A 19234-nucleotide genomic window follows, 5' to 3' on the forward strand; every position below is an offset into this window, starting at 1 on the left:
CCCTCTCGGAGGGCCGGGGCACCGTCGTGCGTACGGGCTCAGACGTCGAGCTGGTCGGCCACCGCGCGCAGCAGGCCGGCGATCTTCGTGCCGTGCACCTTGTCGGGGTAGCGGCCGCGCTCCAGCATCGGAGTGATGTTCTCCAGCAGGGTCGTGAGGTCCTGCACGATCGAGGCGAGCTCGTCGGGCTTGCGGCGCTGAGCGGCCGCGACCGAGGGCGCCGGGTCCAGCACCGTCACGGAAAGCGCCTGGTCACCGCGTTGTCCGGCGACGACGCCGAACTCGACGCGCTGGCCGGGCTTGAGGGCGTCGACCCCGGCCGGGAGCACCGACGAGTGGACGAAGACGTCTCCGCCGTCGTCGCGGGAGAGAAAGCCGAAGCCCTTCTCACTGTTGAACCACTTGACCTTGCCGGTAGGCACGTCCGTCCTCTGTCCTTGTGCTCGTCGGGGTCCGGTACGCCGCGCGGCGGGTCCGGACAACAGCGCAGCGGGTCATGGTGACCCGCCGTATCCAGGCTAGTGGGCGTTTCACAGGAGACAAGACGTTCCCCGGTCCTTCGCCGGCTCTTCGCATTTCGGCTGCGCTGTCGGCTGCTTCGGCCAGGGAACTACCCTGGTGAGGTGACTGTTACTCCTCATTCCGACGAAGCGCGGCCGGGCGACGGCCTGGTGCGCGCCGGTGGCATCGTGTTCATCGTGGGCGCCGTGGCGACCCTCGCGACGATGGCCCCGCTGTTCCTGGACGTCGACCCGTTCCCGTCGTACGCGTGGGCCGTGTGCATGCTGATGGGCGTCGGCTTCCTGATCTCGGCGGCGGGCGTACTGCGCTCGGCGGCGGCCCAGCGCCGGGCCGCCCGCGCGTCCCAGGCCTGACGCCCCCTCGGGTCGGACCTGCGGGCTCAGGCCTGCGGGTCAGACCGCGTGCGTGCGGACGTACTCCGCGAGCCACTGCGGCAGCGCGGTGAGGTCCGGCAGCACCACGTCGGCGCCCGCCTCCCGCAGTTCCGGCTCGGGGCACGGGCCGGTCGGCACCGCCACCGACAGCGCGCCGGCCGTACGGGCGCCGCGTACGTCGCCCACGTGGTCGCCGACGTAGACCTGCGCCCCGTACTCGCGCAGCGCGCCCGCCTTGGCCTCGGCCCACAGCCAGCCGATGACCGCGTCCGGCTCGATGCCGAGGTGCGCGAGGTGCAGCCGGGCGTTGGGCTCGTGCTTGGCCGTGACGACGATCGCGCGGCCGCCGAGCGCCTGGACGGCCTCGATCGCCTCGCGGGCGCCGGGCATCGCCGGGGTCGGCTCGATGGCGTGTGTGGGATAGATCTCGCGGTAGCGGTCGGCCATGGCGGGGATCTCCGCCTCCGGGAACCAGTACGCGAGCTCCTCGTCCAGCGGCGGACCGAGCCGCGTGACCGCCTCGTCGGCATCGATGAACGTACCCGTCTCGGCGGAAAGCGCCTGGTAGGCGGCCTTGATTCCGGGGCGGGAGTCGATGAGGGTCATGTCGAGGTCGAAGCCGACCGTCAGCTGGGCGGACGCGGCGGGCACGGCGGGGGTCTCGGAGCTCATGCACCCATTGTGCCGAGCCGGGGCCGACGGACGGGAACAGAGACTTAGCCTTGCCTTACCGGACGGTGAAATCCGGTGACATGTCAGCGCCTGCCCGCCCGCACGAGCTTCAGCGGCGGCGGGAGCGCCAGGCCAGGTAGAGGGCCGAGGCGACGGCCGCGCCCCGGGCCAGCCAGGGCCACATGCCCTGGAAGACCCCGCCCAGCCCCTCGTCCGTCAGCGGCGCGCCCCAGCGGCCCTCCAGGCGGCCCCACAGCCACACCACCGCACCCGCGAAGACGGTCCCGGGCAGCCCGAACACGACCGCCTTGCGCTCGGCCGGCCCCAGCACCCGCGAGGCGTACGCGAGCAGCCAGCCGCCGATCAGCAGCAGCCAGGAGCCGGTGACCGCACCCGCCACGAGCACGGCCGCGGCCAGCAGCAGGAAGGCGTGCGGCTTCGGGCGCGGGGCGGCGGCCGCCGCCTGCGGATCGGCCCCGGGCGCGGCCGCCGCCTTGGCCTGCGCCCTGGCCTGCCGGCGCTGCTTCAGGAACCGTACGAGGCCCCGTACGGCCGAACCGCCCTCGGCGGCGGGCGCACCGGCGGGACCGGCCGCGGCCTCCGGCTTCTCCTCCACCGGGTTCCTGAACAGCTCCGGGATCTCGATCCCGCCCGCGAAGCCCTCCACCTGCGGCCCCGCGCCGAACGGGCCCGGCGCGACGCGCCACCAGTCGGGCTCCGCCCCGCCGTCGGCGCCGAGTTCGTCGACCCCCGCCAGGTGCGGCGGCGCGGGCGCGCTGTCCGCCGGGCGCGGCTCCGGCACGACCTTGCGGCGCAGCCGGCCGGGCCCCCGCTGGGTCGGCACCGACGGAGCGGGTTCGGGGGTCGCCGCCCGCGTCTGGGGGGCCGGCGACGCGCCCATGCCGTCGAGGACCTCCTCCGGCGTACCGATCCGCTCCAGGATCCGCCGTACGGCCGCCGGGGTCTCCGGCTCGTACTTGGCGCGCCGCCGGTCGATCTCGTCCCGCAAACCCGCCACCAGCCGCATCCGGTCCCCCGAGGACAGCTGCCGCCGCTGCGCCAAGTCCCCGACCCGGCTCAGATATTCGTAGACCAGATGGTCGCTCTCGATCCCCATGCCCGGCTCCTCCCGTACCACCCACCGGAAAGGTAGCGCGTGCGCCCGTGGAGCGGCCGAGGGCTCAGCGGATACCGTTGGCCGGATGGGGACCGGCCGACGCGACCATGGAGGCGACCGTGCCTGAGCTGCCTGAGCCCAGCAGTGCTGCGGGAAGCGCCACAGCGAGCAGCGCCCCGCGCTCCCTCGCCGAGGCGCTGCGCGCCCGCGACGACGCGTCGCTCGCCACCCTGCTGCACGCGCGCCCGGACCTGCTCGGACCGGTGCCGGGTGACATGACGCAGCTGGCCACCCGGGCCGGCACCCGGGCCTCGGTGGTGCGCGCGCTGGACCGGCTCGACCGGTTCGCCCTGCAGACCGCGGAGGCCCTCGCGGTGGCCCCGGACCCGTGCCCGTACCCGGTGCTGGAGTCGCTGCTGGCCGGCGAGCACGGCACCACCGGGGGTGGGGACAACGGCGCCCGCGCCGAACTCCCGCGCGCCGTGACCACCCTGCGCGACCAGGCCCTGGTGTGGGGCGACGACGAGCGGCTGCGGCTGGTCCGCACCGCCCGCGAGCTGCTCGCGCCGTCCGCCGGCCGGCCCTCCCCGACCGGCCTCGGGCCGACCGTCGCGGAGGCCACCGCCGGGATGTCGCCGACGCGGATCCAGGAGATCGTGGCGGCCGCCGGGCTGCCCGCCACGCACGACCCGGTGTCCGCCGTGACGGCGCTGACCGGCCTGTTCACCGACCCGGAGCGGATGTCGGCGCTGCTGGACGAGGCCCCCGCGGAGGCCCACCAGGTGCTCGGCCGGCTCGTGTGGGGGCCTCCGTACGGGGAGGTCACGCCGAACCCGACCCCGCCCGTGCGCTGGCTGCGCGACCGCGGGCTGCTGCTGCCCGCGTCGGCGCGGACCGTTGTACTGCCCCGCGAGGTGGCGCTGCACCTGCGCGGCGGCCTCGCGCACCGGGAGACGGAGCCGCTGGCCCCGGAGGTGCCGGCGGACCGCGAGCACCGTCCACAGCTTGTGGACGCCAACGCGGCCGGTCAGGCGCTGGCCGCGCTGGCCACCGTCGAGGAGCTGGTGAAGTCCTGGGAGCACGCCGGCCCGCCGGTGTTGCGGGCCGGCGGACTGTCCGTACGGGACCTGAAGCGGACCGCGGCCACCCTGGACGCCACCGAGCCGGCGGCCGCGTTCTGGATCGAACTCGCCTACGCGGCCGGGCTGCTGGCCAGCGACGGGGAGGCGGACGAGCGGTACGCGCCCACCCCCGCCTTCGACGACTGGGTCGAACTCCCGCCCGCCGAACGGTGGACGGCCCTCGCCGGCGCCTGGCTGGCGGCCACCCGGACCGCCGGCCTGGTCGGCGATCAGGACGCCAAGGGCCGCACCCTGTCCGCGCTGGGCCCCGAACTCGACCGCTCCGCCGCCCCCGAGGTGCGCCGGCGCGTCCTCGAACTCCTCGCCGCCCTGCCCGAGGGCGGCTCCGCCGACACCGACACGCTGCTCGCCCGGCTCGGCTGGGAGCGGCCGGTACGGGGGACGAGCGCGCTGCGCGCCCACCTCGCGCGGTGGACGCTGACCGAGGCCGAGGTGCTCGGCGTGACCGGCCGCGGCGCGCTCGCGGCGCACGGCCGCGCGCTGCTGGAGCACCGCGACCCGGCGCCGCTGCTGGCGCCGCTGTTTCCGGAGCCGGTGGACCACGTACTGCTCCAGGCCGACCTGACGGCGGTGGCCCCGGGGCCGCTGCGCCGGGCCCTCGGCGATGTGCTGGCCGTCCTCGCGGACGTGGAGTCCAAGGGCGGGGCGACCGTCTACCGCTTCACGCCCGGCTCCGTACGGCGGGCCCTGGACTCCGGGCAGACCGCCTCCGACCTGCACGCCTTCCTCGCCGAGCACAGCATCACGCCGGTTCCGCAGCCGCTGGCGTACCTGATCGACGACGTGGCCCGGCGGCACGGGCACCTGCGGGTCGGCGTGGCCTCCTCGTACGTGCGCTGCGACGACGACGGCATGCTGAACGAGATCCTGGCCGACCGGCGCTCCGCCGGGCTGGGGCTGCGGCGCCTCGCCCCGACGGTGCTGGCGGCGCAGGCCGAACCGGGCGCGCTGCTCGACGGGTTGCGGGCGATGGGCTACGCGCCGGCCGCCGAGTCGCTGACCGGGGACGTGGTCGTGGCGCGGGCCGACGCCCACCGGACGCCGGCGCGGTCGGCGCCGGTCCCGGTGCCGGACGGGCCGCCGGTCCCGGACGCGACCCTGCTGGGGGCGGCCGTACGGGCGATCCGCGCGGGCGATCTGGCCGCGACGGCGGTGCGCAAGGAGCCGGCCGCGGCATCCGTCGTCCCGGGCGAACTCCCGCGTACGAGCGCGGCGGAGACCCTGGCCACGGTGCAGGCGGCCGCGCTGACCGGGTCGGCGGTGTGGATCGGGTACGTGAACGCGGACGGCGCGGCGAGCCAGCGGGTCATCGCCCCGGTCCGGGTGGAGGGCGGCTTCGTCACCGGCTACGACCACACTGCGGACGAGGTCCGGACGTACGCCCTGCACCGGATCACGGGGGTCGCGGAGCTGGCGGAGGAGCACCTGTAAAACGGCTCGCGGCGAGGGGCTCCCACCGAGCACCCTTGCCGCATGCAGGAAGTACGAGCCGACCACCGGCAGATCAGGGCCGCCCACACCGACACCACGGTGACCGTCTACCAGGCGTACGCGCCCGCGCTGGGGCTGCCCGCGGCCCGCGACGGCCGGTTCCCGCCCGCCTGGAAGCGGGAGCGGATGACGTGGATCAAGCCGTCGTTCCTGTGGATGATGTACCGCTGCGGCTGGGCCACCAAGGCCGACCAGGAGACGGTGCTGGCCGTCGAGATCACCCGCGAGGGCTTCGACCACGCGCTGCGCCACGCCTGCCTGTCGCACTACGAACGCGGCACGCACACCGACCACGAGGCCTGGCGGCGGGCCCTGCGCGACGCCCCCGCCCGCGTCCAGTGGGACCCGGAGCGCGACCTGCACCTGAACCCGCTGGCCCACCGCTCGCTCCAGCTGGGCCTGTCCGGGCCGGCCTCGCGCGCGTACGCCGACGAGTGGACGGTCTCCATCCGCGATGTGACCCCGCTGGCCCGGGAGATCCACGGCCTGGTCCGGTCGGGCGAGGAGGCGGCGGCGCGGGCTCTGCTGCCCGTGGAGACGCCGTATCCGGCAGGGTCGCTGGAGCACCTGGGCGCGTAGCGGATCCGCACCGCCAAAGCGGAATGCGAGCCATCGTTTTCCCAGTTCAAAAGGGGTGCGCGGGTCTCCGGTTCCTGTTGCAGAGCGGTGACAGACGGACGATGGATTGGTGATCCACGGTGTGTGAAGATCAGTTCATCGCAGCAGCGGCCGAGGGAATACGAACCGGCGCGAGAGCGACACCCAGCACCACCCGCCCCGGCGCTCTGCCGCGGCATCTCGCACGCCTCTTCCGTCTGTTCCGCCGGCCGCCACCGCTCTGCGCTGCTCGCCTGCCTTCGTGATTCCTTGGGGGGAGTCCACCATGTCCGCTCGCACCGCCACCCACCGCACCCTCCGCTCCGCGGCCGCCACCGCCGTCGTCGCCGCCGTCGCCGGTACCGTCCTGATGCCGCTGTCGGCGTACGCCGCCCCGGCCGCCGAGAACCTGCACGCGCTGACGATCACGATGGGTGCCCCGGCGCCGAGCGGCCCGCTGACCCGCGGCGGTGCGACGGAGACCTTCGAGCTGACGGTCGCCAACCCCGCGGACAAGCCCAGCTCCTTCCACCCGTGGATGCTCCTGGAGGGCGCGGGCGCGAGCCCGCTCCAGCAGAGCGACGTCGTCTTCAAGGTCGAGGGCGTGACCGCGCCGGCGACCGAGTCCTTCATCGGGCACCAGGACGGCGAGTGGCAGGGCATGTTCCACCCGGCGGGCAAGCCGACCGGCGAGGGCTTCGAGATCCCCGCAGGGGCCAAGATGACCTGGAAGGTCACGCTCGGCCTCGGCAAGAGCTACCCGACCACCAACGGCGACTTCACGCTGACGGCCACGAGCTACTCGGGCGAGGTGGCGGATGGCCACACCGCCTCCCTGACCTTCAAGACGGACCCGTCGGTCAAGAAGGGCAAGCTGGAGACCTCGTTCAAGAACGCCGGCGACTGCAAGGGCGTCCCGGCGCTCCAGTGCCGCGAGATGGACCTGAGCTACCGGCTCACCGGCGACGGCGAGTTCGGCACGGCGCTGCGCACGTCGCTGGGCGTGAACTTCGGCTCCAACGTCAAGGTGCCCAACCTCCAGCTTGAGATGCTGGTCGACGGCAAGTGGCAGGGCGTGAACACCTCCGACCCGTACAACTTCGACCTGCCGACGATCCCGAAGGGCTTCAGCGCCGCTGCCGGCGAGCGCGTCGTGCACCTGCGGACTTCGCTCGGCCCGAACACGGACTTCAAGAAGGCCACCGACATCACCCTGCAGGCCGGCATCGGACTGGCCGAGGGCAACACCTACGAGTTCGCGGGCGCCGAGACGAAGTTCCAGCTCGCCCCGGCCACCGCGACCACGTCGCCGGCGCCGACCCCGAGCAAGTCCGCCACGACGCAGCCGTCCACGAGCCCGTCGCCGTCCGCGTCCGCGTCCGCCTCGGCCTCCGCCACCGCGGTCGTAGCGAACTCGAACACCAAGGCCACCGGCGCCACGGGCTCCCTGGCGCACACCGGCGCCGACTCGAACACCGGCCTGTACTCCGGCCTGGCCGCCGTCCTCGTCGCCCTCGGCGGCGGCGCCGCCTGGCTCGGCGCCCACCGCCGCCGCGCCGTCCGCGGCTGACACCGACGCAGGAGGGGCCCGGCACACAAGTGCCGGGCCCCTTCGGCGTTCACCGGGCCGCGTAGTCGATCCGCCCGGCCTCGAAGGGCCACACCTCGGCCAGCCAGCGCGTGACGGCCCCGTACAGCACCTTGTCGAGCGGCGCCCGGTCCGCCCGCACCCAGGAGCTGACGCCCACCCGCTCCGGCGCGTCCTTCCCCGGGTAGATGTAGAGGCAGCCGATGACCTCGTCCCCGTCCAGGACGCTGTACGTGAACCCCTTCCGGTCCGCGAAGTCCCGCGCGTGCCGCGCCAGATCGGCCAGGTTCGCCTCGGCGGACATCCCCTCGACCGGCGGCCACCCCCGCCCCTCGAACCCGGGCGTGGCCCGCACATGCGCGATGCTCCCGCTCCAGGCGGCGAGATCACGCGCATTGTGCCGCTCCCCCAACGGCTCCAACCGAAACCCGTCGCCAACGAACGTGAGCGGCACGTCGAACCCATCCGGCACAAAACCAAGTCGATCATCCATCCCCCGACCCTACGAACCGTCCCGCCCACCGTCGCCCGGATTTCCGCCCCGTACCTGCCCGTGCAGTTGACTGCGCAGACCGGCGTTCTGCTCGACCACGCCCTCCAGATCGCCGCCCCTCCACGCCAGCTCTCGGTCCCGCACCAGCAAGGTCGGTCATGACCGCGAGCTGGTCAGCTCGGCCGAGAGCGGGTGCCGGGTGCGGTTCGCCGCGCACGCGGTCGTCGTCCTCCGCGTCTCCGACGAGTCCTTCGAGGTCGACGACTGGCCGGCGGGCCGCAGTCGCGCAGCGGCTCGTACGCGGCCCTGCGGCGATGGCTGTCCCCCCACCGGGCGGATACGGCAGACTGGAGGTTTGGCCGTCCGCGTTCGGGCGGGCACCCCCCGCAGGAAAGGGACGTTTGTGAACGGGCCTCTCATCGTCCAGAGCGACAAGACACTGCTTCTCGAGGTCGACCACGAGCTCGCCGGGGCGGCGCGGCGGGCCATCGCCCCCTTCGCCGAGCTGGAGCGGGCCCCCGAGCACATCCACACGTACCGGATCACCCCGCTCGGCCTGTGGAACGCGCGGGCCGCGGGGCACGACGCCGAGCAGGTCGTCGACGCGCTCGTCGAGTTCTCCCGCTACCCCGTCCCGCACGCGCTGCTCGTCGACGTCGCCGAGACCATGGCGCGCTACGGCCGCCTCACCCTCTCCAAGCACCCCGTGCACGGGCTGGTCCTGACCAGCACCGACCGGCCCGTGCTGGAGGAGATCCTGCGCTCCAAGCGGATCGCCCCGCTCGTCGGCGCCCGGCTCGACCCCGACACCGTGGCCGTGCACCCCTCCGAGCGCGGGCAGATCAAGCAGACCCTGCTGAAGCTGGGCTGGCCGGCCGAGGACCTCGCCGGGTACGTCGACGGCGAGGCGCACGCCATCGACCTCGTCGAGGACGGCTGGGCGCTGCGGCCGTACCAGCAGCAGGCCGTCGAGGGCTTCTGGCACGGTGGCTCGGGCGTGGTCGTCCTGCCCTGCGGCGCCGGAAAGACGCTGGTCGGCGCCGGGGCCATGGCGAAGGCCAAGGCGACGACGCTGATCCTGGTCACGAACACCGTCTCGGCCCGCCAGTGGAAGCACGAGCTGGTCAAGCGGACCTCGCTGACGGAGGAGGAGATCGGCGAGTACTCCGGCACCCGCAAGGAGATCCGGCCGGTCACCATCGCCACGTACCAGGTCCTGACGACGAAGCGGAAGGGCGTCTACCCGCACCTGGAGCTGTTCGACTCCCGGGACTGGGGCCTGATCCTCTACGACGAGGTGCACCTGCTGCCGGCGCCGGTGTTCAAGTTCACCGCCGACCTCCAGGCCCGGCGGCGGCTCGGCCTGACCGCGACGCTGGTCCGGGAGGACGGCCGCGAGTCGGACGTGTTCTCGCTGATCGGCCCGAAGCGGTTCGACGCGCCCTGGAAGGAGATCGAGGCGCAGGGCTACATCGCGCCGGCGGACTGCGTCGAAGTCCGGGTGAACCTGACCGAGAGCGAGCGGCTGGCTTACGCGACCGCCGAGACGGAGGAGAAGTACCGCTTCTGCGCGACGACGGCGACGAAGCGGAAGGTCACCGAGGCGCTCGTCGCCAAGCACCGGGGCGAGCAGACCCTGGTCATCGGGCAGTACATCGACCAGCTCGACGAGCTCGGCGAGCACCTGGACGCGCCCGTCATCAAGGGCGAGACCTCCAATGCGCAGCGGGAGAAGCTCTTCGACGCCTTCCGCGAGGGCGAGATCAGCGTGCTGGTCGTCTCGAAGGTGGCGAACTTCTCCATCGACCTGCCGGAGGCGACCGTCGCCATCCAGGTGTCCGGTACGTTCGGCTCCCGCCAGGAGGAGGCACAGCGACTCGGCCGCGTACTGCGCCCGAAGGCGGACGGCCACGAGGCGCGGTTCTACTCGGTCGTCGCGCGCGACACGATCGACCAGGACTTCGCCGCCCACCGCCAGCGCTTCCTGGCCGAACAGGGCTACGCCTACCGCATCATGGACGCCGACGAACTCCTGACGACCGACGGCCCGACGGACTGACCGCCCGGTCGACGACACGGACATCCTGCTGCCCGAGGGGTGATCTGCGGACCCGGACCGGGATCAGGACGAGGTCCGGCGGGGGCTTCGGGCGGTGGCGGGCCGCCGTCCGGGCCAGGAGGGCGAGCAGCGGGACGGACCAGACCCACAGGTGCGGCGAGTCCGGCAGCAGGGCCCGGCCGGAGGCGGGCAGGTGCCGGGCCCAGAACTCGGCGGAGGCCTGCGGGAGAACCAGCAGCCCGAGCAGGGCGGTACCGGCGAGGGCGCCCAGTGCCGTCAGCCCGGCCCGGATCCGGCCGGTCAGCAGCAGGTACGGGATGAGCAGCGCCGGGGTCAGGGTGATCCCGGCGGCGGTGCCCAGCGCGAAGCCCTTGCCGAGGGCGGCGCGGGGCCGGCGCAGGTCCCACAGGACCAGGCAGGCCAGCGCCAGGTTGATCTGCCCGGCGAGCAGGCTCTGGAACAGCGGCTCCACCCAGAGCCCGGCGATGGTGGCGGCCAGGACGGGCCCGGGCCGGGCCCGCAGTCCCGCGAGGCGGCAGGACATCAGGATCAGCAGGGCGAGCAGGCCGGCGTTGCCGAGCACGAAGACGGCCTTCAGGACGCCCGCGGGCAGCCAGGCGGCCGGGGTGAACAGGATCGCCGCGAAGGGCGGGTACGCGGCGGGAGGCCGCCACTCGGCTGCGCTGAAACCGGCACTGAAACCGGCGGCGAGGCCGTCGGCGATCGGGATCCGCACCACGATGCAGAGCACGCCGAGCACGAGGAGCGAGCCCGTGACCAGCACGCCGACCAGGGGCGACGTCGGGGGGCTGGAATGGAGACTCCGGGTCACGCGCGTGACCCTAGTGGATCACCGCGGCCGCCCCGCCGCTATCCGGCCAGGCGGAGCGGGGCCGCGGGTCAGCGGCGTATGACGCCTGCGTCCTCGGCGTACTCGCCCAGGACGACCACGCTGACGGCCGCAGCCGCGAAGACTTTCGCGGCGCGCAGGGCATTGCCCACCAGGTGGCGGGGAGGGGAATCGGAAGTGGCGGTGGCGCCGCTAGGGCGGCCGCCCCGGATCGGGGTGAAGGTTGCGGTGCTCATGTATCCATGGTGCGTTCTCTTCCCGGATATCACATCGGTCTGCAGGTGGAACCGCAGGCCCTCCCGCCTACTCCTCCCGGCCCATGCCGTCCCCTAGTGGCTCTGCCCGAGGTCTGACACTCCCCGGTATGACACCCGTACGGGCCTACCCCTCCGGAGGGACCTGCACCCGGTTGAATCCGTTCGCGTCCCGGCCACCCGCTGACTACAATCTCCGCTCTTGCCGCCTCCCGCCGCCGTTTCGGGGAGAGCCGCCTTCCGGTCGGAAACCGGCGGGCATCGTTCCGTACCGATCAGCAGCTGGAGGCATTTCCGTGTCCGCGCACGCCCCCGAAGCCGACTCCGAGACCGAGACCGAGACCGACCCAGAAACCGGCACCGCCACCCACCCCCTCGCCCGCGAGCAGGCCCACCTCACCGCCTCCCGCGCCGCGCTCCGCGCCATGCGCGAGGACGTCGAGGCCCTCGACATCCGCGACGTCACCGCGAACTGGGTCAACGCGATCGTCCTCCAGGCCCAGATCGACGACCGGATCAAGGCCCTCGCCGACCTCGCGCACACCCCGCTCTTCTTCGGCCGCCTCAACTACCTGCACGCCCCCGGCGCGGACCTCGCCGAAGGCGCGGAAGGCGAGCAGTTCTACATCGGCCGCCGCCACGTCCACGACGCCGACGGCGACCCCATGGTGATCGACTGGCGCGCGCCCGTCTCCCAGCCCTTCTACCGGGCCTCCAAGAACGACCCGCAGGACATCGCGCTGCGCCGCCGCTTCGGCTACACCGGCGGCGAACTCACCGCGTACGAGGACGAGCACCTCTCCGACCCCTCCGAGAGGGCCGCCGTCAGCAAGCTGCTCCAGCAGGAGATCGAGCGCCCGCGCGTGGGCCCCATGCGCGACATCGTCGCGACGATCCAGCCCGAGCAGGACGAGATCGTCCGCTCCGGCCTGTCCGGTTCCGTCTGTGTGCAGGGCGGCCCCGGCACGGGTAAGACGGCGGTCGGCCTGCACCGCGTCGCGTACCTGCTGTACGCCCACCGCGAGCGGCTCGCCCGCACCGGCACGCTGGTCATCGGGCCGAACCGTTCCTTCCTGCACTACATCGAACAGGTCCTCCCGGCCCTCGGCGAGCTGGAGGTCAAGCAGGCCACCGTCGAGGACCTCGTCTCCCGCGACGGTCTGGAGATCCGCGGCGCCGACGCCGCCGCGACCGCCGTCGTCAAGGGCGACGCCCGCATGGCGGAGGTACTGCGCCGCGCGGTCCGCTCGCACGTCAGCCCGCCCGCCGAGCCGCTGATGGTGGTGCGCGGTTCGCGCCGGTGGCGGGTGCCGGCGTACGAGCTGGAGGAGATCGTGGCGGAACTCCTCGACCGCGACATCCGCTACGGCGCCGCCCGCGACGCGCTGCCGCAGCGGATCGCGCACACCGTGCTCGTACGGATGGAGCAGGCGGGCGAGGCTCCGGACGACCGCGTCCAGGACGCCGTGGCCCGGGGCGCCGCCGTGAAGGCGGCGGTCAAAGCGATGTGGCCGGCCGTGGACCCGGCGAAGCTGGTGCTGCGCCTGCTGTCCGACCCGGAGTTCCTGGCGGAGCACGCGCAGGGGGTGCTCTCGGACGAGGAGCAGGAGCTGCTGCTGTGGGCGAAGCCCTTCCGCAGCGTGAAGTCGGCGAAGTGGTCGGCGGCCGACCTGGTCCTGATCGACGAGGCGGCCGACCTGGTGGAACGCACGCACTCGCTGGGCCACGTCGTCCTCGACGAGGCGCAGGACCTGTCGCCGATGCAGTACCGGGCGGTCGGGCGGCGCTGTACGACCGGCTCCGCGACGGTCCTGGGCGACCTCGCGCAGGGCACGACCCCGTGGGCCACGCGCGGCTGGGACGAGGCGCTGGCGCACCTGGGCAAGCCGGAGGCGGTGCTGGAGGAGCTGACGGCGGGCTTCCGCGTACCGCGCGAGGTGATCGCGTACGCCTCGCGGCTGCTGCCGTCGATCTCGCCGGGGCTGGCCCCGGTCTCGTCGGTGCGTGAGACGCCGGGCTCGCTGGTCGTGGCACCGGCGGCGGACCCGTCGGACCTGGCCGCCTCGGTGATCGACGCCTGCCGCGCCTCGCTCGGCCACGAGGGCTCGATCGGCCTGATCGCGGCGGACGCCCGGATCCCGGAGCTGGCGAAGGCACTGGAGGCGGCCGGGATGGCGTACCTGTCGCCCGGCGAGGAGACGACGGCGCAGTCGCGCCTCACCCTCGTTCCGGCGTCGCTGGCGAAGGGCCTGGAGTACGACTACGTGGTCCTGGACGAGCCCGCCGCGATCGTGGCGGGCGAGCCGGACGAGCGGACGGGCCTGCGCCGCCTGTACGTCTGCCTCACCCGAGCCGTCTCCGGCCTGACGCTGCTCCACGCGGAGCCGCTGCCGGCGGCGCTGGCGTAGCCGGAGCCCGAACGCCGGCGGGCCCACCCCGCCGGCGGTCCAGGCCCGGGCCGTCAGGACAGGGCCGTCAGGACAGGGCCGTCAGGACAGGGCCGTCAGGACAGGGCCGTCAGGACAGGGCCGCGCGCCAGTCGGCCACCGCCGACGCGGAGACCGGGGCCGACCAGCCGTCGGGGCGGGCCGCGCCGCCGATGTGGAACGCGTCGATCCCCGCCGCGCGCAGCTCCGGCAGATGGGACAGCGCCAGCCCGCCGCCCACCAGGATCTGCGCCGTGTACCCCGGCTCCCCCCGCCGCGCCGCCTCGGCCAGCAGCACCGGCAGCCCGGCCTCGACCCCGGCCGGCGACCCCGCCGTCAGGTACGTGTCCGGCCCGGCGGACCCCGGCAGCTCCGCGAGCGCCTTGCGCAGCTGGTCCCGGTCCGCGGCCCGGTCGATGGCCCGGTGGAAGGTCCACTTGCAGCCGCCCAGCTCCGCCACGACCGCCTCGATCGCGGCCAGGTCCGGGCCGCCTGCCCGGTCCAGGAACCCGAGGACGAACTCGTCCGCCCCCTCCGCCCGCAGCGCCCGCGCCTGCCCGGCCAGCAGTTCCACATCCGCGGCCGAGCCCGCCGCGAAACCGTCGGTGGTACGGAGCATCACGCGCAGCGGGATGTCGACCGCCGCCCTGATCGCCGCGAAGGTCTCGCGCGGCGGGGTGAGCCCGTCGGCGGCCATGTCGGTGACCAGTTCGAGGCGGTCCGCCCCACCCACCTGGGCCGCGACCGCGTCCTCCGCGTCGAGGGCGATCACCTCCAGGACTGCACGGTTGCTCATTGGGCCCCACTCCTCCGGAAAGCTGCTGGTATGGAAAATAGGTCTAGTCCAATATCTAGAGTACGGGCCTCCGCCCACCCTCCACCAGCACAATCACGCCACCCGCACAATGTGCGCATGGACACCGCGCCCGACACCGCCCCCGATGCAGCGCCCGACACCGCCCCGCTCCGCGCCCGCTGGCACGCGACCACCACCGCCGCCGGCGCCGCCGCCGATCGCGACCCCGCCCCCTACGCCGACCGGCTCCTCGCCGCCTGGGCGGAGCCCCAGCGCCGCTACCACACCACCGCCCACCTGGCCGACGTACTCGCGCGGATCGACGTACTGGCCGCGCACGCCGCCGACCCCGCCGCCGTCGAGCTCGCCGCCTGGTTCCACGACGCCGTCTACCGCCCCGACCGCTCCGAGAACGAGGAGCGCAGCGCCGCCCTCGCCGAGCGCGCCCTGCCCGAGCTCGGCATCGACGCGGCCCGCACCGCCGAGGTGGCACGCCTGGTCCGGCTCACCGTCACCCACGACCCCGCCCCGGGCGACACCGACGGCGAGGTGCTCTGCGACGCCGACCTGGCCGTGCTCGCGGGCGCGCCCGACGCGTACGCGGCGTACGTCGCCGCCGTCCGCGCCGAGTACGGCTTCGTTCCCGAGGAGGCCTTCCGTACCGGCCGGGCCGCCGTACTGCGCCAGCTGCTCGGCCTGCCCCGCCTCTTCCGCACCCCGTACGGCACCGCGCACTGGGAGGCCCCGGCCCGCCGCAACCTGGCCGCCGAGCTCGCCGTTCTGAGCGCCGACCCGGCCGCCGATCCCACCGCCGACCCGGCTGCCGGGGAATGAGATCCGCTTCGCGGCGGTTCGTGCAGAACATGCCCTCCGCCGCCGCACGCTCCCGCATGCCCGTCGCCGTGTACGTCCTCGGCCTGTCCGTCTTCGCGCTCGGGACCAGCGAGTTCATGCTCTCGGGGCTGCTGCCGCCCATCGCGCAGGACATGGACGTCACCATCCCGCAGGCCGGCCTGCTCATATCGGCCTTCGCGATCGGCATGGTCATCGGGGCGCCGCTGCTGGCGGTGGCCACCCTGCGGCTCCCGCGCCGCACCACCCTCATCGCCCTCATCAGCCTCTTCGGCCTCGGGCAGGTCGCGGGCGCGCTGGCCCCCTCGTACGAGCTCCTCTTCGCCTCGCGCATCGTCTCCGCGCTCGCCTGCGCCGGGTTCTGGGCGGTCGGCGCGGCCGTCGCCATCGCGATGGTGGACAAGGACCAGCGGGCCCGCGCCATGGCCGTCATGATCGGCGGCCTGTCCATCGCCAACGTCCTCGGCGTCCCCGCCGGCGCCTTCCTCGGGGAGCACCTGGGCTGGCGGTCCGCGTTCTGGTCGGTCGCCGCGGCCTCGGCGGTCGCCCTCGTCGGCATCCTGGCGCTGATCCCGGACATCCCGCGGCCCGCCGTACGGCCCACCCTGGCGCGGGAGCTGCACATCTACCGCGACCGCCAGGTGTGGCTGTCGATCGGCGTGACGGCGCTGGCGGCGGGCGGGGTCTTCTGCGCCTTCAGCTACCTGTCGCCGCTGCTGACGGAGGTCGCCGGGCTGGACGCGGGGTGGGTGCCGTGGATCCTCGGCCTCTTCGGGGTCGGCGCGCTCGTCGGCACGACGATCGGAGGGCGGATCGCCGACGCGCACCTGTTCGGCGTGATGCTGTGGGGGATCACCGCGTCGACGGTCTTCCTCGTCGCGCTCGCCCTGTTCGCGTCGTCGGCGGTGGCGGCCGTCGGGCTGTCGTTCCTGATGGGCGTCTCGGCGTTCTTCACGGCGCCCGCGCTCAACGCCCGCATGTTCAACGTGGCGGGCGCGGCCCCGACCCTGGCCGGAGCCACCACCACCGCGGCGTTCAACCTCGGCAACACGGGCGGCCCGTGGCTCGGTGGCACGGTGATCGACGCCGGCCGCGGCTTCGCCGCCACCGCCTGGGCGGGTGCGGCGATGACGGTGACGGCCATCGCCCTCGCCGCGATCGCACTGCGCCTCCACACCCGCACACCGCAGCCCCCGACCCGGGTGATCGCGTCGTCGACCCCGCAGGCACCGGACGCAGCCACCGCACGGGCCGCCACCCGCTGACCCCTGACCCGGCCGGGCACCGCCGAGCCGAGCCCGGCCGCTACGCCGCCGGGCGCCCCTTCGGCCGGCGCAGCCCCGCGTCCGTCAGGCGGCGTACGAGCTCCTTGCTGCCGATCTCCACCGCGCCCGCGCCCACCGCGTCCGCGTAGCGGTGCGACGGCACGTCGTAGTGGTCGCGCTCGAACGCCTTCGCCGGGCAGCCGATCGACGCCGCGAAGGCGTGCAGTTCCTCGTACGAGACGTCGCTGACCAGGTGCGACCACATGCGGCCGTGGCCCGGCCAGGTCGGCGGGTCGATGTAGAGCGTCACCGGCGGCTCACCGGCCGGCGCCGAACACGGGGCCGAGGGCGCCGACCGCGGCGACCTTCACCCCTGCCTTGGCGCACACCCAGTGCGGATCGGGTCCCAACTCCGGGTCCACGTCCAGCGCGTGCGGATCGCCGTGCGAGCAGACCGGGCACAGCGGCCAGCGGCCGTACTTCTCCAGCAGCGCGTCCTGTACGTCCTGGGCGACGAGTCCGGGAAGGTAGTCGACCCCCTCCGGCCACTGCTCCACCCACCACCGACGGTGCGTGACCGAGTCCTCGACGAGGGAGACGACATCGGCGTCGGCGACCTCGCCGGCGGCGAGATCGGCGAGAACAAGTGCACGGGCGACGTGCAGCGCCTGTTCCAGTGGGGTCGCGTGGTCCATGGGCCCATTGTGGCCCCGTATGGGCCAAGTGGTGAAGGTCCTTCCACACCGGTACCGAATGGTGCCTTGACCCCCACCCGGGCCGAAAATAGATTTCAAGAATGAGCGCCGACCCGAAAGTAACTTTCAGCGACGCCGTGGAAGGCGGCGCGACCGCCTCCGCAGTCCCACTGCGGGCCCGCGTCCGCAGCCTCGGCCCCTCCATGACCCGCTCCGTCCGGGCCGTCGCCGAAACCGTCGCCGCCGACCCCGCCGGCTGCTCCCGCCTCACCGTCAGCGCGCTCGCCGCGCGCACCGGCACCAGCGAGGCCACCGTGGTCCGCACCGCCCGCCTCCTCGGCTACCCCGGCTACCGCGACCTGCGCCTCGCCCTCGCCGCGCTCGCCGCGCAGCAGGAGTCCGGCGCGGCCCCGGCCGTCACCGCCGACATAGCCGTCGACGACCCCATCGCCGACGTCGTCGCCAAACTGGCCCACGAGGAGGCCCAGACCCTCGCCGACACCGCCGCCGGACTCGACCTCGCCGCGCTCGCCGCCGCCGTCACCGCGCTCGCGACCGCCCGCCGGATCGACATCTACGGCGTCGGCGCCTCCGCCCTCGTCGGCCAGGACCTGGCCCAGAAGCTCCTGCGCATCGGCCTCGTCGCCCACGCCCACGCCGACCCCCACCTGGCCGTCACCGGCGCCGTCCAGCTGCGCCCCGGCGACGCCGCCGTCGCGATCACCCACTCCGGCGCCACCGGCGACGTGATCGACCCCCTCCGTACGGCCTTCGGGCGCGGCGCCACCACCATCGCGCTCACCGGCCGCCCGAACGCCCCCGTCTCCCACTACGCCGACCTCGTACTGGCCACCTCCGCCGCCCGCGAGACCCGGCTGCGCCCCGCAGCCATGTCCAGCCGGACCAGTCAACTCCTCGTCGTCGACTGCCTGTTCGTCGCCGTCGCGCAGCAGACGTACGAGACCGCCGCCCCCGCGCTCGCCGCCTCGTACGAGGCGCTCGCCCCCCGCCGATCCGCCAGGAGCCCCCGCCCATGACCGGCTCGTACACCGACAGCTCGCACGCCGGCAGCTCGCACGCCGCGCTCCGCGCCCAGCTCGACACCCTGACCACCGAGGCCTTCCGCCCCGAACTGGCGGAGATCGACCGGCAGTCCACCCTCGACATCGCCCGCACCATGAACGCCGGTGACGCCACCGTCCCGGCCGCCGTCGCCGCGCAGCTGCCGGGGATCGCCGCCGCGATCGACGCCATCGCCGTACGGATGGCCCGTGGCGGGCGGCTCGTGTACGCAGGCGCCGGCACGGCCGGCCGGATGGGCGTACTGGACGCCAGCGAGTGCCCGCCCACCTTCAACACCGACCCGGCGCAGGTCGTCGGCCTGATCGCGGGCGGGCCCGGCGCCATGGTCCGGTCGGTCGAAGGCGCCGAGGACTCCGAGGAGCTGGCCGCCGAGGACCTCGCCGCGCTGGACATCGGCCCGGACGACACGGTCATCGGCGTCTCCGCCTCCGGCCGCACCCCGTACGCGATCGGCGCCGTCGAGTACGCCCGTACGCGCGGCGCGCTCACCGTCGGCCTGTCCTGCAACGCCGGATCGGCGCTCGCCGCGGCCGCCGAGCACGGCATCGAGGTGGTCACCGGGCCCGAGCTGCTGACCGGGTCCACCCGGCTGAAGGCGGGTACCGCGCAGAAACTCGTACTGAACCTCATCTCGACCATCACCATGATCCGGCTCGGCAAGACGTACGGGAACCTGATGGTCGACCTGCGCGCCTCCAACGAGAAGCTGCGCGCCCGCTCCCGCCGCATCGTGGCGCTGGCCACCGGCGCGCCGGACGAGGAGATCGAGGCCGCGCTCGACGCCACCGGCGGCGAGGTCAAGCAGGCCGTGCTCGTCCTGCTCGGAGGCGTGGACGGCCCGGCGGCGGCCGGACTGCTCACGGCCGCGGGCGGCCACCTCCGCGAGGCCCTGGCCCTGGCCCCGACTTCGGCTCGCTGACCAACTGCCCCTCCTGCCCTTCCCGCCCCTCCTGACTGC

General features: G+C 74.1%; 19 protein-coding genes. 10 read left to right on the top strand and 9 right to left on the bottom strand.

Annotated elements, in window-relative coordinates:
- Positions 1–38 precede the first annotated feature (38 nt).
- Complete coding sequence (locus tag OG509_RS17125; RefSeq protein WP_030012939.1) at positions 39–422, bottom strand: cold-shock protein; 384 nt, start codon at positions 420–422, stop codon at positions 39–41.
- Between the two features lie 201 nt (positions 423–623).
- On the opposite strand from OG509_RS17125, the gene OG509_RS17130 reads away from it, so the two are divergent.
- A complete protein-coding gene (locus tag OG509_RS17130; RefSeq protein WP_030156909.1) occupies positions 624–875 on the top strand; it encodes a hypothetical protein in 252 nt (83 codons plus the stop codon).
- Between the two features lie 39 nt (positions 876–914).
- On the opposite strand, the gene OG509_RS17135 is transcribed toward OG509_RS17130, so the two are convergent.
- Both OG509_RS17135 and OG509_RS17140 read right to left on the bottom strand, forming a co-directional pair.
- Entirely contained in the window at positions 915–1568 is a 654-nt protein-coding gene (locus tag OG509_RS17135; protein ID WP_385588890.1) for an HAD family hydrolase, read from the bottom strand.
- Positions 1569–1677: 109 nt separating this feature from the next.
- A complete protein-coding gene (locus OG509_RS17140) occupies positions 1678–2685 on the bottom strand; it encodes a hypothetical protein (RefSeq protein ID WP_406183409.1) in 1008 nt (335 codons plus the stop codon).
- 107 nt (positions 2686–2792) lie between these two features.
- Between OG509_RS17140 and OG509_RS17145 the strand changes: the two genes are divergently transcribed.
- From OG509_RS17145 to OG509_RS17155, 3 genes are all read left to right on the top strand, one after another.
- Positions 2793–5258, top strand: a complete 2466-nt coding sequence (locus tag OG509_RS17145; RefSeq protein WP_406183410.1) for a helicase-associated domain-containing protein — start codon at positions 2793–2795, stop codon at positions 5256–5258.
- Positions 5259–5300: 42 nt separating this feature from the next.
- A complete protein-coding gene (locus tag OG509_RS17150; protein WP_406183411.1) occupies positions 5301–5897 on the top strand; it encodes a DUF4291 domain-containing protein in 597 nt (198 codons plus the stop codon).
- 304 nt (positions 5898–6201) lie between these two features.
- Positions 6202–7485: a hypothetical protein gene (locus OG509_RS17155; protein WP_406183412.1), complete on the top strand. Its 1284-nt coding sequence runs from the start codon at positions 6202–6204 to the stop codon at positions 7483–7485.
- Positions 7486–7534: 49 nt separating this feature from the next.
- Here the strand turns inward: OG509_RS17155 and OG509_RS17160 are convergent, their stop codons facing one another.
- Positions 7535–7858: an N-acetyltransferase gene (locus OG509_RS17160; protein ID WP_406183413.1), complete on the bottom strand. Its 324-nt coding sequence runs from the start codon at positions 7856–7858 to the stop codon at positions 7535–7537.
- A 541-nt stretch (positions 7859–8399) separates the two neighbouring features.
- On the opposite strand from OG509_RS17160, the gene OG509_RS17165 reads away from it, so the two are divergent.
- The gene (locus OG509_RS17165) at positions 8400–10055 is read left to right on the top strand and encodes a DNA repair helicase XPB (RefSeq protein WP_406183414.1); all 1656 of its coding nucleotides are present in this window, start codon (positions 8400–8402) and stop codon (positions 10053–10055) included.
- Here the strand turns inward: OG509_RS17165 and OG509_RS17170 are convergent.
- Both OG509_RS17170 and OG509_RS17175 read right to left on the bottom strand, forming a co-directional pair.
- Positions 10009–10887, bottom strand: a complete 879-nt coding sequence (locus tag OG509_RS17170) for a glycosyltransferase family 87 protein (protein ID WP_406183415.1) — start codon at positions 10885–10887, stop codon at positions 10009–10011. The two genes, OG509_RS17165 and OG509_RS17170, sit on opposite strands and share 47 nt — an antisense overlap.
- A gap of 68 nt (positions 10888–10955) precedes the next feature.
- Complete coding sequence (locus OG509_RS17175; protein WP_030156930.1) at positions 10956–11141, bottom strand: hypothetical protein; 186 nt, start codon at positions 11139–11141, stop codon at positions 10956–10958.
- Between the two features lie 314 nt (positions 11142–11455).
- Between OG509_RS17175 and OG509_RS17180 the strand changes: the two genes are divergently transcribed.
- Complete coding sequence (locus tag OG509_RS17180; protein WP_406183416.1) at positions 11456–13567, top strand: HelD family protein; 2112 nt, start codon at positions 11456–11458, stop codon at positions 13565–13567.
- 109 nt (positions 13568–13676) lie between these two features.
- Here the strand turns inward: OG509_RS17180 and OG509_RS17185 are convergent, their stop codons facing one another.
- Entirely contained in the window at positions 13677–14381 is a 705-nt protein-coding gene (locus OG509_RS17185; protein WP_406183417.1) for a copper homeostasis protein CutC, read from the bottom strand.
- A gap of 117 nt (positions 14382–14498) precedes the next feature.
- Between OG509_RS17185 and OG509_RS17190 the strand changes: the two genes are divergently transcribed.
- Together OG509_RS17190 and OG509_RS17195 are read left to right on the top strand one after the other, a co-directional pair.
- Positions 14499–15215, top strand: coding sequence for a hypothetical protein (locus OG509_RS17190; protein WP_406183418.1), 717 nt, complete (start codon positions 14499–14501; stop codon positions 15213–15215).
- A 56-nt stretch (positions 15216–15271) separates the two neighbouring features.
- On the top strand, positions 15272–16498 hold the full coding sequence (locus OG509_RS17195) for a Cmx/CmrA family chloramphenicol efflux MFS transporter (RefSeq protein WP_406187607.1): 1227 nt from the start codon (positions 15272–15274) through the stop codon (positions 16496–16498).
- A gap of 40 nt (positions 16499–16538) precedes the next feature.
- On the opposite strand, the gene OG509_RS17200 is transcribed toward OG509_RS17195, so the two are convergent.
- Positions 16539–16808, bottom strand: a complete 270-nt coding sequence (locus OG509_RS17200) for a DUF4031 domain-containing protein (RefSeq protein WP_403729227.1) — start codon at positions 16806–16808, stop codon at positions 16539–16541.
- A 7-nt stretch (positions 16809–16815) separates the two neighbouring features.
- Positions 16816–17193 (bottom strand): hypothetical protein, encoded by a 378-nt coding sequence (locus OG509_RS17205; RefSeq protein WP_053690615.1) that lies wholly within the window; start codon positions 17191–17193, stop codon positions 16816–16818.
- 101 nt (positions 17194–17294) lie between these two features.
- Between OG509_RS17205 and OG509_RS17210 the strand changes: the two genes are divergently transcribed.
- Positions 17295–18230 (top strand): MurR/RpiR family transcriptional regulator, encoded by a 936-nt coding sequence (locus OG509_RS17210; protein WP_406183419.1) that lies wholly within the window; start codon positions 17295–17297, stop codon positions 18228–18230.
- A complete protein-coding gene (gene murQ / locus OG509_RS17215) occupies positions 18227–19195 on the top strand; it encodes an N-acetylmuramic acid 6-phosphate etherase (protein WP_406183420.1) in 969 nt (322 codons plus the stop codon). The genes OG509_RS17210 and murQ overlap by 4 nt, the downstream gene beginning before the upstream one ends.
- The last annotated feature ends 39 nt before the right edge of the window (positions 19196–19234 follow it).

The sequence above is a fragment of the Streptomyces sp. NBC_01006 genome (assembly GCF_045162725.1).
GTDB lineage: Bacteria > Actinomycetota > Actinomycetes > Streptomycetales > Streptomycetaceae > Streptomyces.

Excerpts from the sequence above, each read along its gene's own strand:
- OG509_RS17185 (WP_406183417.1), bottom strand. The coding sequence starts at position 14,381 with ATGAGCAACCGTGCAGTCCTGGAGGTGATCGCCCTCGACGCGGAGGAC.
- OG509_RS17135 (WP_385588890.1), bottom strand. The coding sequence starts at position 1,568 with ATGAGCTCCGAGACCCCCGCCGTGCCCGCCGCGTCCGCCCAGCTGACG.
- OG509_RS17190 (WP_406183418.1), top strand. The coding sequence starts at position 14,499 with ATGGACACCGCGCCCGACACCGCCCCCGATGCAGCGCCCGACACCGCC.
- OG509_RS17155 (WP_406183412.1), top strand. The coding sequence starts at position 6,202 with ATGTCCGCTCGCACCGCCACCCACCGCACCCTCCGCTCCGCGGCCGCC.
- OG509_RS17140 (WP_406183409.1), bottom strand. The coding sequence starts at position 2,685 with ATGGGGATCGAGAGCGACCATCTGGTCTACGAATATCTGAGCCGGGTC.
- OG509_RS17175 (WP_030156930.1), bottom strand. The coding sequence starts at position 11,141 with ATGAGCACCGCAACCTTCACCCCGATCCGGGGCGGCCGCCCTAGCGGC.
- OG509_RS17195 (WP_406187607.1), top strand. The coding sequence starts at position 15,272 with ATGCCCGTCGCCGTGTACGTCCTCGGCCTGTCCGTCTTCGCGCTCGGG.
- OG509_RS17210 (WP_406183419.1), top strand. The coding sequence starts at position 17,295 with ATGAGCGCCGACCCGAAAGTAACTTTCAGCGACGCCGTGGAAGGCGGC.
- OG509_RS17150 (WP_406183411.1), top strand. The coding sequence starts at position 5,301 with ATGCAGGAAGTACGAGCCGACCACCGGCAGATCAGGGCCGCCCACACC.
- murQ (WP_406183420.1), top strand. The coding sequence starts at position 18,227 with ATGACCGGCTCGTACACCGACAGCTCGCACGCCGGCAGCTCGCACGCC.
- OG509_RS17145 (WP_406183410.1), top strand. The coding sequence starts at position 2,793 with ATGGAGGCGACCGTGCCTGAGCTGCCTGAGCCCAGCAGTGCTGCGGGA.
- OG509_RS17205 (WP_053690615.1), bottom strand. The coding sequence starts at position 17,193 with ATGGACCACGCGACCCCACTGGAACAGGCGCTGCACGTCGCCCGTGCA.